13 protein-coding genes and 2 tRNA genes are annotated in these 13,326 nt (G+C 68.0%); 8 read left to right on the top strand and 7 right to left on the bottom strand.

The features are described from left to right. The first annotated feature begins 77 nt into the window (after positions 1 to 77). The 6 genes from ACK5M9_RS03415 to pknB are packed head-to-tail and all read left to right on the top strand — an operon-like array spanning position 78 to position 8,064. Positions 78 to 545, top strand: a complete 468-nt coding sequence (locus ACK5M9_RS03415) for an FHA domain-containing protein FhaB (protein WP_416891796.1) — start codon at positions 78 to 80, stop codon at positions 543 to 545. Continuing rightward, complete coding sequence (locus ACK5M9_RS03410) at positions 542 to 2,044, top strand: protein phosphatase 2C domain-containing protein (protein ID WP_416891795.1); 1,503 nt, start codon at positions 542 to 544, stop codon at positions 2,042 to 2,044. The genes ACK5M9_RS03415 and ACK5M9_RS03410 overlap by 4 nt, the downstream gene beginning before the upstream one ends. Further along, a complete protein-coding gene (locus tag ACK5M9_RS03405) occupies positions 2,041 to 3,453 on the top strand; it encodes an FtsW/RodA/SpoVE family cell cycle protein (RefSeq protein WP_416891794.1) in 1,413 nt (470 codons plus the stop codon). The genes ACK5M9_RS03410 and ACK5M9_RS03405 overlap by 4 nt, the downstream gene beginning before the upstream one ends. Beyond that, complete coding sequence (gene pbpA / locus ACK5M9_RS03400) at positions 3,450 to 4,928, top strand: D,D-transpeptidase PbpA (RefSeq protein ID WP_416891793.1); 1,479 nt, start codon at positions 3,450 to 3,452, stop codon at positions 4,926 to 4,928. The genes ACK5M9_RS03405 and pbpA overlap by 4 nt, the downstream gene beginning before the upstream one ends. Continuing rightward, complete coding sequence (locus ACK5M9_RS03395; protein WP_416891792.1) at positions 4,925 to 6,187, top strand: protein kinase domain-containing protein; 1,263 nt, start codon at positions 4,925 to 4,927, stop codon at positions 6,185 to 6,187. The genes pbpA and ACK5M9_RS03395 overlap by 4 nt, the downstream gene beginning before the upstream one ends. Then, a complete protein-coding gene (gene pknB / locus ACK5M9_RS03390) occupies positions 6,184 to 8,064 on the top strand; it encodes a Stk1 family PASTA domain-containing Ser/Thr kinase (RefSeq protein WP_416891791.1) in 1,881 nt (626 codons plus the stop codon). Before ACK5M9_RS03395 ends, pknB begins: the two co-directional genes overlap by 4 nt. Here the strand turns inward: pknB and ACK5M9_RS03385 are convergent. Further along, a complete protein-coding gene (locus ACK5M9_RS03385; RefSeq protein WP_416891790.1) occupies positions 8,042 to 8,749 on the bottom strand; it encodes an aminodeoxychorismate/anthranilate synthase component II in 708 nt (235 codons plus the stop codon). The genes pknB and ACK5M9_RS03385 overlap by 23 nt on opposite strands. A gap of 35 nt (positions 8,750 to 8,784) precedes the next feature. Next, the gene (locus ACK5M9_RS03380) at positions 8,785 to 9,528 is read right to left on the bottom strand and encodes a DUF881 domain-containing protein (RefSeq protein ID WP_416891789.1); all 744 of its coding nucleotides are present in this window, start codon (positions 9,526 to 9,528) and stop codon (positions 8,785 to 8,787) included. A gap of 175 nt (positions 9,529 to 9,703) precedes the next feature. Here ACK5M9_RS03380 and crgA point away from each other — a divergent pair, with 175 nt between their 5' ends. Continuing rightward, positions 9,704 to 9,985: a cell division protein CrgA gene (crgA, locus tag ACK5M9_RS03375; RefSeq protein WP_416891788.1), complete on the top strand. Its 282-nt coding sequence runs from the start codon at positions 9,704 to 9,706 to the stop codon at positions 9,983 to 9,985. Between the two features lie 172 nt (positions 9,986 to 10,157). Further along, a complete protein-coding gene (locus tag ACK5M9_RS03370; protein ID WP_416891787.1) occupies positions 10,158 to 10,601 on the top strand; it encodes a PH domain-containing protein in 444 nt (147 codons plus the stop codon). Between the two features lie 112 nt (positions 10,602 to 10,713). Here the strand turns inward: ACK5M9_RS03370 and ACK5M9_RS03365 are convergent, their stop codons facing one another. The 5 genes from ACK5M9_RS03365 to ACK5M9_RS03345 all read right to left on the bottom strand — a co-directional run bounded on the left by ACK5M9_RS03365 (position 10,714) and on the right by ACK5M9_RS03345 (position 13,220). Beyond that, entirely contained in the window at positions 10,714 to 11,262 is a 549-nt protein-coding gene (locus ACK5M9_RS03365) for a peptidylprolyl isomerase (RefSeq protein ID WP_416891786.1), read from the bottom strand. 132 nt (positions 11,263 to 11,394) lie between these two features. After that, positions 11,395 to 11,967 (bottom strand): orotate phosphoribosyltransferase, encoded by a 573-nt coding sequence (pyrE, locus tag ACK5M9_RS03360; RefSeq protein ID WP_416891785.1) that lies wholly within the window; start codon positions 11,965 to 11,967, stop codon positions 11,395 to 11,397. A 145-nt stretch (positions 11,968 to 12,112) separates the two neighbouring features. Beyond that, positions 12,113 to 12,185: transfer RNA gene (locus ACK5M9_RS03355), tRNA-Ala, on the bottom strand. Positions 12,186 to 12,233: 48 nt separating this feature from the next. After that, a tRNA-Ile gene (locus ACK5M9_RS03350) sits at positions 12,234 to 12,307 on the bottom strand. A gap of 61 nt (positions 12,308 to 12,368) precedes the next feature. Next, entirely contained in the window at positions 12,369 to 13,220 is an 852-nt protein-coding gene (locus tag ACK5M9_RS03345) for a DUF3566 domain-containing protein (RefSeq protein WP_416891784.1), read from the bottom strand. Positions 13,221 to 13,326 lie beyond the last annotated feature (106 nt).

Genomic DNA, 13,326 nt, shown 5'->3' with positions numbered 1-13,326 from the left:
GCAGTATCGTGACTGTGCCTAGGTGCTCGGGTTCACCGGTGCCGACCGGGCAGCCCCGGGACTGAAAGGACCGACAGATGCAGGGTTTGGTGCTGCAGCTGACGCGTGCCGGGTTCCTGATGATGCTGTGGCTGTTCATCTGGTCGGTCCTGCGCGTCCTGCGCACCGACATCTATGCCCCCACCGGGGCCGTGATGGTGCGGCGCGGCTTGGCCCTGCCGCGAACTCTGCTGCCCTCGCGGAACCGCAGCGGCGCGGCCCGCTATCTCGTCGTGACGGAGGGGGCGCTGACCGGCGCCCGCATCACGCTCGGCGGGAACCCCGTACTCATCGGACGTGCCGACGACTCGACCTTGGTGTTGACTGACGACTACGCGTCGGCACGGCACGCCAGGCTGTCTCAGCGAGGTTCGGAATGGTATGTGGAAGACCTAGGATCGACGAACGGCACTTACCTTGACAGGGCGAAGGTGACGACTGCGGTACGAGTTCCCATCGGTACGTCGGTTCGCATCGGCAAAACGGCGATCGAGCTCCGCCCGTGACCCTGGTGTTGCGCTACGCCGCCCGCAGCGATCGCGGCCTGGTGAGGTCGAACAACGAAGACTCCGTCTACGCTGGCGCGCGGCTGCTGGCGCTGGCCGACGGCATGGGTGGCCACGCCGCCGGCGAAGTCGCCTCCCAGCTCGTCATCGCGGCGCTGGCCCATCTCGACGACGACGAGCCCGGTGGCGACCTGCTGGCCAAGCTCGACACCGCCGTGCAGGCCGGAAACTCCGCGATCGCGGCCCAGGTAGCCATGGAGCCCGACCTTGAGGGCATGGGGACCACGCTCACCGCGATCCTGTTCGCGGGCAACCGGCTGGGCCTGGTGCACGTCGGCGACTCCCGGGGCTACCTGTTCCGCGACGGAGAGCTGGCGCAGATCACCAAGGACGACACCTTCGTCCAGACACTGGTCGAGGAAGGTCGCATCACCGCGGAGGAGGCACACAGCCACCCGCAGCGGTCGCTGATCATGCGCGCGTTGACCGGCCACGACGTCGAGCCGACGCTGACGATGCGCGAAGTGCGCCGCGGTGACCGCTACCTGCTCTGTTCGGACGGACTGTCCGACCCGGTCAGCGGCGAAACCATCGCCGACGCGCTGAAGAACCCCGACGTCGTAGCCACCGCCGACCGCCTGATCGAATTGGCCTTGCGCAGCGGCGGACCCGACAACATCACCGTCGTCGTCGCCGACGTCGTCGACGAGGACATCGGACAGACCCAGCCGATCCTGGCCGGAGCGGTATCCGGCAACACCGGCGACGACAACCAGGTGACTCTGCCCAACACTGCCGCCGGCCGCGCCTCCGCACTGCGGACTCGCGAGGAGATCGCCCCCCGCGCCGCTCCGCAGGTGCAGCCGCCCAAGCGGCCGCTCTGGACCCGCCGGCGGATCTTCCTGGTCGCCACGCTCGCGACACTGGTGCTGCTGGCCGGCATATTCATCGTCCGGGCGATCGTCCGGAACAACTACTACGTCGCGGCCGACCACGGCACGGTCGCGATCATGCGCGGTGTCCAGGGGTCGCTGCTGGGGTACTCCCTGCATCAGGTGCACTCGCTGGGCTGCATCGACGACGGAAACCAACTGACCGAGGTCGGTCCCCGGGCCCACCCGGACTGCCACCTGTTCAAGGTCGCGGATCTGCGGCCCTCCGAACGGGCATCGGTGCAGGCCGGGCTGCCCGCCGGCACCCTGGACAATGCCCGCGACCAACTCCGCACACTAGCGTCCGAGGCTCTGTTGCCGCCATGTGAGTCCCCGGCGACCGCGGAGCCGGAATCCGACGAGCCGTCGCCTCCGGCCACCGAAACCTCAGCCCCCTCGCACGCGCCGTCCGCCACCTCCGCGAGCCCGGCCCCAGACGCCACCACTCCGGCGGGCCCGGCCCAAGACACCACCACTCCGGCAGCGCCTGCCCCGTCGTCGACCCCGACGGCTGACCCAGCACCACCGGCACAACCGCCAGGCGTGGACTGCCGGGCGGCGGCATGACCACTACGGAACTGCCCGCGGTCGTTGCGGTCACTCCTCCGCTGCCCACCCGGCGCAACGCCGAATTGCTGCTGCTGTGCTTCGCCACCCTGATCACCTTCGCCGCCCTGGTGATCGTGGAGATCAACCAGGACCAGAGCGTGCATTGGGACCTCCCCCGCTACGGGCTCGGGTGCCTGGCCCTGTTCGTCCTGGCGCACCTGGCGATCCGGCGCTACGCGCCCTACACCGACCCGCTGCTGCTGCCGGTGGTCGCACTGCTCAACGGGCTGGGGGTGGTGATGATCCACCGCCTCGACCTCGTCGACACCGAAGTGGGCCGGCAAGGTCGCACCAACGCCAACCACCAGATGCTGTGGAGCCTGGTCGGGGTCATCGCGTTCTCGCTGGTGATCACGTTCCTCAAGGATCACCGCCAACTCGCGCGATACGGGTACATCTGCGGTTCAGCAGGCCTGGTGCTGCTGGTCATACCCGCACTGCTACCCGCCGCGCTATCCGAGCAGAACGGCGCCAAGATCTGGATCCAGATGCCGGGCTTTTCGATTCAGCCCGCCGAATTCTCCAAGATCCTGTTGCTCATCTTCTTCGCGACGGTGCTGGTGGCCAAGCGCAACCTGTTCGTCAGCGCCGGCAAACACATCCGGGGCATCACCCTGCCGCGGCCGCGCGATCTGGCCCCATTGCTGGCGGCCTGGGTGATCTCGATCTGCGTGATGGTCTTCGAGAAAGACCTCGGCACCTCGCTGCTGCTCTACAGCTCGTTTCTGGTGGTCGTCTACCTGGCCACCCAGCGATTGGGTTGGGTCGTCGGTGGGCTGGCACTGTTCGCCCTGGGCAGCGTGATCGCCTACCAGATATTCGGTCACGTGCAGGTCCGGGTGCAGAACTGGCTGGACCCATTCGCCGACCCCGACGGCGACGGCTATCAAATGGTGCAGGCTCTGTTCAGCTTCGCCACCGGTGGGATCTTCGGCACCGCGCTGGGCAACGGCCAACCCGACACTGTGCCCGCGGCCTCGACCGACTTCATCCTCGCCGCGTTCGGCGAAGAGCTGGGCCTGGTCGGCCTGGCCGCCATTCTGATGCTCTATACCATCGTCATCATCCGCGGGATGCGCACCGCGATAGCGACCCGGGACAGCTTCGGCAAGCTGCTGGCCGCCGGCCTGGCGTCGACCTTGGCAATCCAGCTGTTCATCGTGGCCGGCGGTGTCACCAAACTCATTCCGCTGACCGGCCTGACCACCCCGTGGATGTCCTACGGTGGATCTTCGCTGCTGGCCAACTACGTGATGCTGGCTGTCCTGGCCCGGATTTCCGACAGCGCGCGGCGCCCATTGCGCACCCGGCCCCGCCGGACGGCCCCCATCGCGATGGCCCGCACCGAGGTGATCGAGCGCCTATGAACACCTCCCTGCGCCGGATATCGATGGCCGTGATGGCCCTGATCGTGCTGCTGCTGCTCAACGCGACGATGACCCAGGTCTTCACCGCCGACGGACTGCGTGCCGATCCCCGCAACCAGCGCGTCCTGCTCGACGAATACTCGCGCCAGCGCGGCCAGATCGTCGCCGGCGGCCAATTGCTCGCCTATTCGGTGGCCAGCGACAGCCGGTTCCGCTTCCTGCGGGTCTATCCCAACCCCGAGATGTATGCCCCCGTCACCGGGTTCTACTCGCTGCGCTATTCCAGCGCCGGCCTGGAACGGGCCGAGGACCTGGTGCTCAACGGCTCCGACGAGCGGCTGTTCGGCCGCCGACTGGCCGATTTCTTCACCGGTCGCGACCCCCGCGGCGGCAATGTCGACACCACGATCAACCCGCGGATACAGCAAGCCGGGTGGGATGCGCTGCAGCAGGGCTGCGACGGCAAACCCTGCCGCGGAGCAATCGCGGCACTGGAACCGGCGACCGGCAAGATCCGGGCCCTGGTGTCGTCGCCGTCGTATGACCCCAACCTGCTCGCCTCGCACAGCCTCGACGTCCAGGCGCAGGCCTGGCAGAGCCTGCGGGACAGCCCCGAGGCACCCCTGGTCAACCGGGCGATCTCCGAAACGTACCCGCCGGGATCCACCTTCAAGGTGATCACCGCCGCGGCCGCCCTGGCCGCCGGCGCCAGCACCGACCAGCGACTCACCGCCCAAGCAAGCATTCCCCTGCCCGACAGCACCGCAACCCTGAGTAACTTCGGCGGCCTACCGTGCGGACCCGAGCCGACCGTGACGCTCGACGAGGCGTTCGCCAGGTCGTGCAACACCGCATTCGTCCAGCTCGGCCTCCTCACCGGCCGAGACGCCCTGTGCGCCATGGCCCGGGCATTCGGTCTCGACCAGACCCCCAACCCGATCCCGTTGCAGGTCGCCCAATCGACCGTCGGGCCCGTCGTCGACAGCGCGGCACTGGGAATGACCAGCATCGGCCAGAAGGACGTCGCGCTGACCCCGCTGCAGAACGCGGAGGTGGCCGCGGCCATCGCCAATGGCGGCGTCCTGATGCGGCCCTACCTGGTGGAAAGTCTGCGCGGGCCCGACCTGTCGAACATCGGCACCACGTCCCCCTATCAGCAGCGTCGCGCTGTTTCGCCGCAGATCGCGGCTAAGCTGACGGAGCTGATGGTCGGCGCGGAGAATGCCACGCCGCGGAAAGGGGCCGTACCCGGCGTGCAGATCGCATCCAAGACGGGTACCGCGGAACACGGCACCGACCCGCAGCACACCCCGCCGCACGCGTGGTACATCGCGTTCGCGCCGGCGCAATCACCCAAGATCGCGGTGGCGGTCCTGGTGGAAAACGGCGCGGATCGGCTGGAGTCGACCGGCAGTGCGCTCGCCGCGCCCATCGGGCGGGCAGTGATCGAAGCGGCCCTGCAGGGGGCGCCATGAGTCCCCGGGTCGGAGTGACACTGTCGGACAGATATCGCCTGCAGCGGCTCATCGCCACCGGCGGCATGGGCCAGGTTTGGGAAGCCGTCGACAACCGTCTGGGCCGGCGCGTCGCCGTCAAGGTGCTCAAGCAGGAATTCTCTCAAGACTCGGAGTTCATCGAGCGGTTCCGGGCCGAAGCCCGCACCACCGCGATGCTCAACCACCCCGGCATCGCCCAGGTCCACGACTACGGCGAAAGCCAAGTGGACGGCGAGGGGCCCACCGCCTATCTGGTGATGGAGCTGGTCAACGGCGAACCGCTGAACTCGGTGCTCAAACGCACCGGCAGGTTGTCACTGCGGCACGCCCTGGACATGCTGGAGCAGACCGGCCGGGCGCTGCAGGTGGCACACGCCGCCGGACTGGTGCACCGCGACGTCAAACCCGGCAACATCATGATCACCCCGACCGGGCAGGTCAAGATCACCGACTTCGGCATCGCCAAGGCCGTCGACTCCGCACCGGTGACGCAGACCGGCATGGTGATGGGCACCGCGCAATACATCGCGCCCGAACAGGCCCTCGGCCACGACGCCAGTCCCTCCAGCGACGTGTACTCACTCGGCGTCGTCGGCTACGAGGTGGTGTCGGGCAGGCGCCCGTTCACCGGTGACGGTGCCCTGACGGTGGCGATGAAACACATCAAGGAGCCCCCGCCGCCGCTGCCGGCCGACCTGCCCGCCAACGTCCGCGAACTCATCGAGATCACGCTGGTCAAAAACCCCAGCCAGCGCTACCGCAGCGGCGGACCGTTCGCCGACGCGGTGGCCGCGGTGCGGGCCGGCCGCCGTCCGCCGCGTCCCAGCCAGGTGCCGGCGGCAAGCCGTGCCGCACCCACCACCATCCCTTCCGCCACCCCGGCCCGCATCCCCGCCGCCTCGGCCACCCGGGCCGCCGCACCGCGCCGCACCCACCCGCCGGCCACGGTGCGCCGTACCCCGCCGGCCAAGCGCACCTTCACCTCCGGTCAGCGCGCACTACTGTGGGCCGCCGGGGTGCTCGGCGCGCTGGCCATCATCATCGCGGTGCTCATCGTCAACAATCACGCAAATGTCACCGACGCGCCGCAACACGTCCCGGCGACGGTCAGCGACACCGGAAGAGCACCGGACAACAGCCTTTCCGACGGTCTCGGCGGTCATCGCGGCGCACGGCCCGGCACCGCGGGGAGCCGGGAAAAACCTGAGGCGCCGCTTCGATTCGAGGCGCCGCGATGACCACGCCGAAGCATCTGTCCGACCGCTACGAGCTGGGTGACATCCTCGGTTTCGGGGGCATGTCCGAAGTTCACCTGGCGCGCGACCACCGGTTGCATCGCGACGTCGCGGTCAAGGTGCTGCGCGCCGACCTGGCGCGCGACCCGAGCTTCTATCTGCGGTTCCGGCGGGAGGCGCAGAACGCCGCCGCGCTGAACCACCCGGCCATCGTCGCCGTCTACGACACCGGCGAGGCGGAAACGCCCGCGGGCCCGCTGCCTTACATCGTCATGGAGTACGTCGACGGGGTCACGCTGCGCGACATCGTGCACACCGACGGTCCGATGCCACCCAAACGCGCCATCGAAGTGATCGCCGACGCGTGCCAGGCGCTGAACTTCAGCCACCAGAACGGCATCATCCACCGCGACGTCAAACCGGCGAACATCATGATCAGCTCCACCAGCGCGGTGAAGGTGATGGACTTCGGCATCGCCCGTGCCATAGCCGACGGCGGCAACAGCGTCACCCAGACCTCGGCGGTGATCGGCACGGCCCAGTACCTCTCACCCGAGCAGGCAAGGGGAGACACCGTCGACGCCCGCTCCGACGTCTATTCGCTGGGCTGCGTGCTCTACGAAATGCTGACCGGTGAGCCGCCCTTCACCGGCGACTCCCCGGTGTCTGTGGCCTACCAGCATGTCCGCGAAGACCCCGAGCCACCGTCGGAACGCAACGAGGACATCTCGACCGACCTCGACGCCGTGGTCCTCAAGGCGCTGGCCAAGAACCCGGAAAACCGGTATCAGACGGCCGCGGAGATGCGGGCCGACCTGGTCCGGGTGCACAACGGCGAAACCCCCGAAGCGCCCCGGGTGCTCACCGGCGCCGACCGCAGGTCGATGCTGGCCGCCTCGGGGGGCTTCCCCGGCGGGGCCCGCACCGACACGCTGGTGCGCCCCGCCTACGACGACGCCGACGACACCGGCGGTGCGGCCGCGGTGGGCCGGTGGGTCGCGGTGGTCGCGGTGCTGGCGGTGCTCACCGTCGTCGTCACCATTGCGATCAGCACGTTCGGCGGCAGCACCCGCAAGGTCAAGGTGCCCGACGTGCGCGGGCGGGTGTCCGCCGACGCGATCGCCTCGCTGCAGAACAGAGGGTTCAAGACGCGCACCCTACAGAAACCCGACTCCGCCATGCCGCCCGATCACGTGATCAGCACCGATCCCGGCTCCAATTCCTCAGTGGGCGCCGGTGACGAAATCACCATCAACGTCTCGACCGGACCCGAGCAGCGTGAACTGCCCGACGTGTCGGCAATGAACTACGCCCAAGCGGTCAAGAAACTCACGGCGGCCGGATTCAGCAAGTTCCGGCAATCCAAATCGCCGTCGACCCCCGAGCTCGCCGGCCGGGTGATCGGCACCAACCCGCCGGCGAACCAGACGTCGGCGATCACCAACGTGATCACGATAATCGTCGGCTCGGGTCCCGAGACCAAGCACATTCCCGATGTCGAAGGCCAGACTGTCGAGTTGGCACAGCGCAACCTCACCGTCTACGGTTTCTCGAAATTCGGCGAGGCCTCGGTGGACAGCCCCAGACCGGCAGGCGAGGTGATCGGCACCAACCCGCCCGCGGGCACCAACGTCGCACTCGACTCGGTCATCGAATTACAGATCTCCAAGGGCAACCAGTTCGTGATGCCCGACCTGCTGGGCATGTTCTGGACGGATGCCGAACCCCGGTTGCGCGCGCTGGGCTGGACCGGGCTACTGGACAAAGGGCTCGACGTGGACGCCGGCGGTTCACAGCACAACAAAATCGTGTTCCAGAAGCAGCCACCCGGCAGCGGGGTCAACTTCGACAGCAGCGTCACGCTGAAGTTCGGTCAGTAGCCTCGCCGGCCTCGGCGGCCCCGGTGGGGAGGTGCGGCCGCACCGCAGTGGCAACCTCGTTTTCCAGCCGGCGCACCAACGTGTCGTCGCGCGTCCATCCGCAGCAGGCGAGCCAGTTGGCCAGCATTCGGTGGCCACCCTCGGTCAGGATCGATTCGGGATGGAATTGCACCCCGTGGATGGGTAGCCGGGTGTGCTGCACGGCCATGATGACGCCGCTGCGAGTGTGCGCGGTGACCTCCAACTCCGGCGGCAGCGACTCCGGCAAGATGGTCAGCGAGTGGTAGCGGGTCGCGGTGAACGGATCGGTAAGCCCGGCCAGCACGCCGGCATTGGTGTGGAAGACGCTGCTGGTCTTGCCGTGCAGCAGCTCCGGTGCGCGATCGACGGTGGCTCCGAACGCAACACCGATGGCCTGGTGCCCCAGGCACACCCCTAGCAGCGGGGTGTTCGAACCGGCACACGCACAGACCATATCGATCGATGCGCCGGCGCGTTCGGGGGTACCCGGGCCCGGGCTCAACAGCACCCCGTCGAACCCGGCGGCAGCGGTGTCCGCGCCGTCCGGACCCGACAACCGCGGGTCGTCGTTGCGCCACACATCGGCCTCGACACCGAGCTGGCCCAGGTACTGCACCAGGTTGAACACGAAGCTGTCGTAGTTGTCGACGACGAGGATCCGCATCGTGACAGGTTACCGCCCACTCGGTACCGGCACCGTCAGTAACCAATCGGCCCCATCGGCTGGGCGAAATGCAGCCGCACCGGTTCGGGATGACCGACGATCAGCACATCGGACTGGACTTCCTGCCGATAGCCGAGGCCGAACCGCACCACGTACTGCTTGTAGAGGCTCACCAGCGGGTTGTCGGCCAGGGCCTTGCCCATGGCGGCCGCATCCCCGATCGCGGTGATCGAATAGGGCGGGCTGTAGGTGCGGCCGTTGAGCAGCACCGTGTTGCCCACGCAGCGGACCGCGGAGGTCGCGATGATGCGCTGGTCCTGCACCTGGATGGCCTCCGCGCCGGCACTCCACATCGCATTGAGGACCCCGTCGATGTCCTGCTGATGCACCACCAGGTCATCCGGGGTGGCGTCGCGCGGGAAGCGCCCGTGGGCGTCGCGCTGCGCGTCGTCGAGGACGACCACCAGGCCCGGGCCGTGCACGGGAGTCATGTCTGCCTCACCGGCGAGCTCGGCGGCGCGCCGCAGCATCGCCTGCAACGCGGCGTCGGTGGACCTCCCGTGCGATGTTGCGATCCGCTCGCTGAGCAGGTCACGTTCGGTAGCCAGCCGCCTCACTTCCGCACCGGTCTCCCGAACGAGGTCGACCAGACGCGGCGCGTCACTGCTGCGTATCTCCGCGCCACCGGAGACTCCGTGCGTCGCGGCCAGCAGCAGCCCCGCCAGCAGGCACACCACTGGGACACCGAAGCGCCAGGGAGATCGGCGCTGATCGGTCATCGCGGCTCCGTTTCCTGACGAGTTCCCGATGTCTTCCCGGCGGAGAGGTCCCGGGATCCCCGGTCCGGTGGGCTAGGCTCACTAGCCGAGCCGGAAAAAAATCCCTCCGCGGGTGCAACGGTAATCCCTGCCGCACGCGATGTTGCGGCGAGCCCGTCAAAACCAGAGGTAGCAGATGCCCAAGTCCAAAGTCCGCAAGAAGAATGACTTCACCGTAGGCGCAGTAAGCCGTACGCCGGTGAAAGTGAAGGTCGGACCGTCGAGCGTGTGGTTCATCGCGTTGTTCATCGGCCTGATGCTCATAGGGCTGGTTTGGCTGATGGTGTTCCAGCTGGCGGCGTACGGACCGCAGGCTCCAGCCGCCCTGAACTGGATGACGGAGCTGGGTCCGTGGAACTACGCGATCGCCTTCGCCTTCATGATCGCCGGCTTGCTTCTGACGATGCGCTGGCACTGATCCCGTTCGGGGGCGGCGGGGTCCGGGCCAACCTTCCCGACCCCTGCACGATGCGTCCGATTCGCTTGGTCGTTACCTATTCGTCACACAATCACACGCGTGTGATTCATCCCCACTGTTGATAACGTCTGGGGATAATCGGATCCGCCGAGGTACGAGGGCCGCAGAGCGCATGCAGCAAACACAATGGGCGCCGCACATCGCCGGGATAGCGGGCTGCGCGGTGGTCGGCGTCACAATCGCTGGAGCTGCTGTGACGCTGGTCACGGACCCGCCGGGGCGCGTCCTGGCCGCTATTGCCGGCGTGGGTCTGCTCTTCTTCGCAGCTGGTTCGTGGCGGGCACGCCCCAAGCTGGCAATCGTCGACGACGGGCTGGCGGTGCGCGGCTGGTTCCGCACGCAGCTGGTGCGGGCCGACCAGCTCGACGTCATCCGGATCTCGGAATTCCGCCGCTACGGCCGCCGGGTGCGGCTGCTGGAGATCGAAACCGTCGGTGGGGGACTGCTCGTGCTGTCCCGCTGGGACCTGGGCACCGATCCGCTGGACGTCCTCGACGCCCTCACCGACGCCGGTTACGCCCGACCCCGAAAGGGCAAGCGCCCAGACTCGTGCTGAGAGCCGTGGCCGACGCCGGGCCAGCGCTGGGGCCGGGGCTGAGGGCTGGGGCCGGAGCCGAGGGCTGGAGCCGAGGGCTGGAACCGGGGCCGAGGGCTGGGGCCGGGGCCGATCAGGAAATGGTGACCGATTCGATGACGACCGGCTCCAGTGGACGATCGCCGCCATCTGTGGCCGTCGTGGCGATCGCGTCAACCACCCGCTGCGAAGCCGGATCGACGACTTCGCCGAAGATCGTGTGGCGGCGGTTGAGATGCGGAGTCGGCCCGACCGTCACGAAGAACTGGGAGCCGTTGGTTCCCGGGCCGGCGTTGGCCATGGCCAGCAGGTAGGGCCGGTCGAACTGCAATTCGGGGTGGAACTCGTCGGCGAACTTGTAGCCCGGACCGCCGCGACCGGTGCCCGTCGGGTCACCGCCCTGGATCATGAATCCACCGATTACGCGGTGGAAAACCACGCCGTCGTAGAACGGGCCGGACGTGCCGCCCGAGGCATTCTGGGTCGAATATTCCTTGGTGCCCTGCGCCAAGCCCACGAAGTTGGCGACGGTCTTGGGTGCGTGGTTGCCGAACAGGGCGACCTTGACGTCTCCGCGGTTCGTATGCAGCGTGGCGGTGCCGGTCTGAATGGGGCTGTTAGTCACGGGATCACAGTCTGCCATCACCGGTCGGTGCGTCCGCAGGCGGTGCCGTCGGCGGGGCCGGGAGCCGTTCAGTGGCAGAGCTTGCCCGCCTCCCGCAGGGACAGGAGGCAAGGGGCAGGGGCAGGGGCAGGGGCAGGGGGCAGCGGGCCGTCACACCGGTTCGATGCCGAGGTCGCCGTAGGTCACCAGCGGAAAGTACGGCAGCCCCAGCTCGGCGAAGAGCTTCGTCGCCGCGTCGCCTCGATCGACCATCGGAATGACACCGGTGACCGTGGCGCCGGCTTCTCGTGCGCGGCTGCACGCCTGACCGATCGAACCGCCCGAAGTGACGACGTCGTCGACGACCAGTACCCGGGTGACACCGGGTTCGAAGCGCGCGCCCTCGATATATTGGTCGAGTCCGCGCTTCTTGCGCTCTTTACGAACCGAGAACCAGTCCTTGTGCGCCACGACGGCGACCGCGATGGCGATCGCGTCGGCGCCCATCGTCAAACCGCCGACCGCGTCGAACTCGATGTCCCGCGCCGCCGCCAGATCGGCTATCGCCCGCGCGGCTGTCATCAGATTGTCGCCGTATGCGACGGCGTGCTTGCCGTCGATGTAGTCGTGGCTTTTCCGGCCGCTGGCCAGGAGGAAGGGCTCCTGTCGGTACTCGTGGCCGATGTTTTTGACGAGGTCTCGCACTGCCTGCCAGGAATCCGGGCGCGTGGTCACGGCATTCATTTAACTCTATGCCGACCTCATTCTTGCTCGCGAGCGTACCGCCACGGCGAAAGCCGGGGCGTGAAATCGCAGCCACGTTACGCTCGCGAACGACTCGCGGCGGTCCATCGCCAATGCCGCCGTTGGGACGAGCGTTTGGAAACTGTGGAGCCTAGGGGAATCGAACCCCTGACACCCGCCTTGCAAAGGCGGTGCTCTACCAACTGAGCTAAGGCCCCCGGAGGGCGGCACGACTTTCGCACGACATGCCGACTGGCACGTGGTCGTGGGCCTAGGAGGACTCGAACCTCCGACCTCTTCGTTATCAGCGAAGCGCTCTAACCGCCTGAGCTATAGGCCCGTACTGCGGGCACGGCCGAGCGACGAGATTACCGCACCGGTCCGCCGACCCACAAAACGTGTCAGTCCCGGTCGGCCAGCGTGACTTCGATCCCGCCGATAAGTTCGGTCGCCGCGTTGTAGATGAACGCGCCGATGGTCGCCATCGCCGTCATCACAACGATATTCACCAGGCCGATCAGGATCGCGCCGCCGAAAACGGTGCCGCCGGAGACCAGCTCGGCGCCGCCACCGGTGTTGGTCAGCAGATCACCGACATTGCTGTTGAGCTTGGACCACACACCCATGCCGCCGAGCACCAGGTACAGGAAGGCCACCGCGATCATCCAGACGAAGAACATGGCCACCGACAGCAACAGCGACACCTTCAGCGTGCTCCACGGGTCGATGGTCCGGATCTGCATAGTGGCCCGCATCGGCCCGCGGGAGCGCCGGGTGCCGACGGTCACGCGGGATTCGCCCGATTCGCGGTCGCCGGTGCCAGGACGGTCCGTATCCGTCGAGCTCGCGGTGTCCGGATCGCCTTCCGGTGTGGGACCGGCCTGCGCCATCCGCGCGATCGGCCCGGACAGGTCGGGTAGCTCGCTGCCGTAGGACTCGCCGGGTGCCGACTCGCTGATCGTCGATTCGAAACCGGGGGGCAGCTCTGTGGCTCCGGCATGCCCCGGCCCGGAGATGTAGCGATTCAACGCGTCCCAGGCCGCTGGGGGATTGCCGTCGGCGGGCGGGTCGGCCACCGGCGACGAGCCCTCGGCCCGGGCGGCCGCCACCCGCTCCCAGGGCAGCTGGTCGGGGCCCTCCGCGGGGCTACCGAGGCCGGTCGTCTCCCCAGACGCACCGACGCCGGCGGCCACATCGTCCAGGCTTGCGGTCTCACCCGGATCATCGGTCTGCGGCTCGTTCGATGACGTCACCCCGGCTCCTTACTTGTGGGCTCCGGTTGCTGAGTGTATGCCCAGGCGGCCTGCAGCCGGACGGCCGGCCGGATCCCCGGGTTCGGTCCGCCCCACCGGGGACCAC

The organism is Mycobacterium sp., assembly GCF_047975165.1.
Taxonomy (GTDB): domain Bacteria; phylum Actinomycetota; class Actinomycetes; order Mycobacteriales; family Mycobacteriaceae; genus Mycobacterium.
This window is presented reverse-complemented; position numbering and strand designations above follow the sequence as displayed.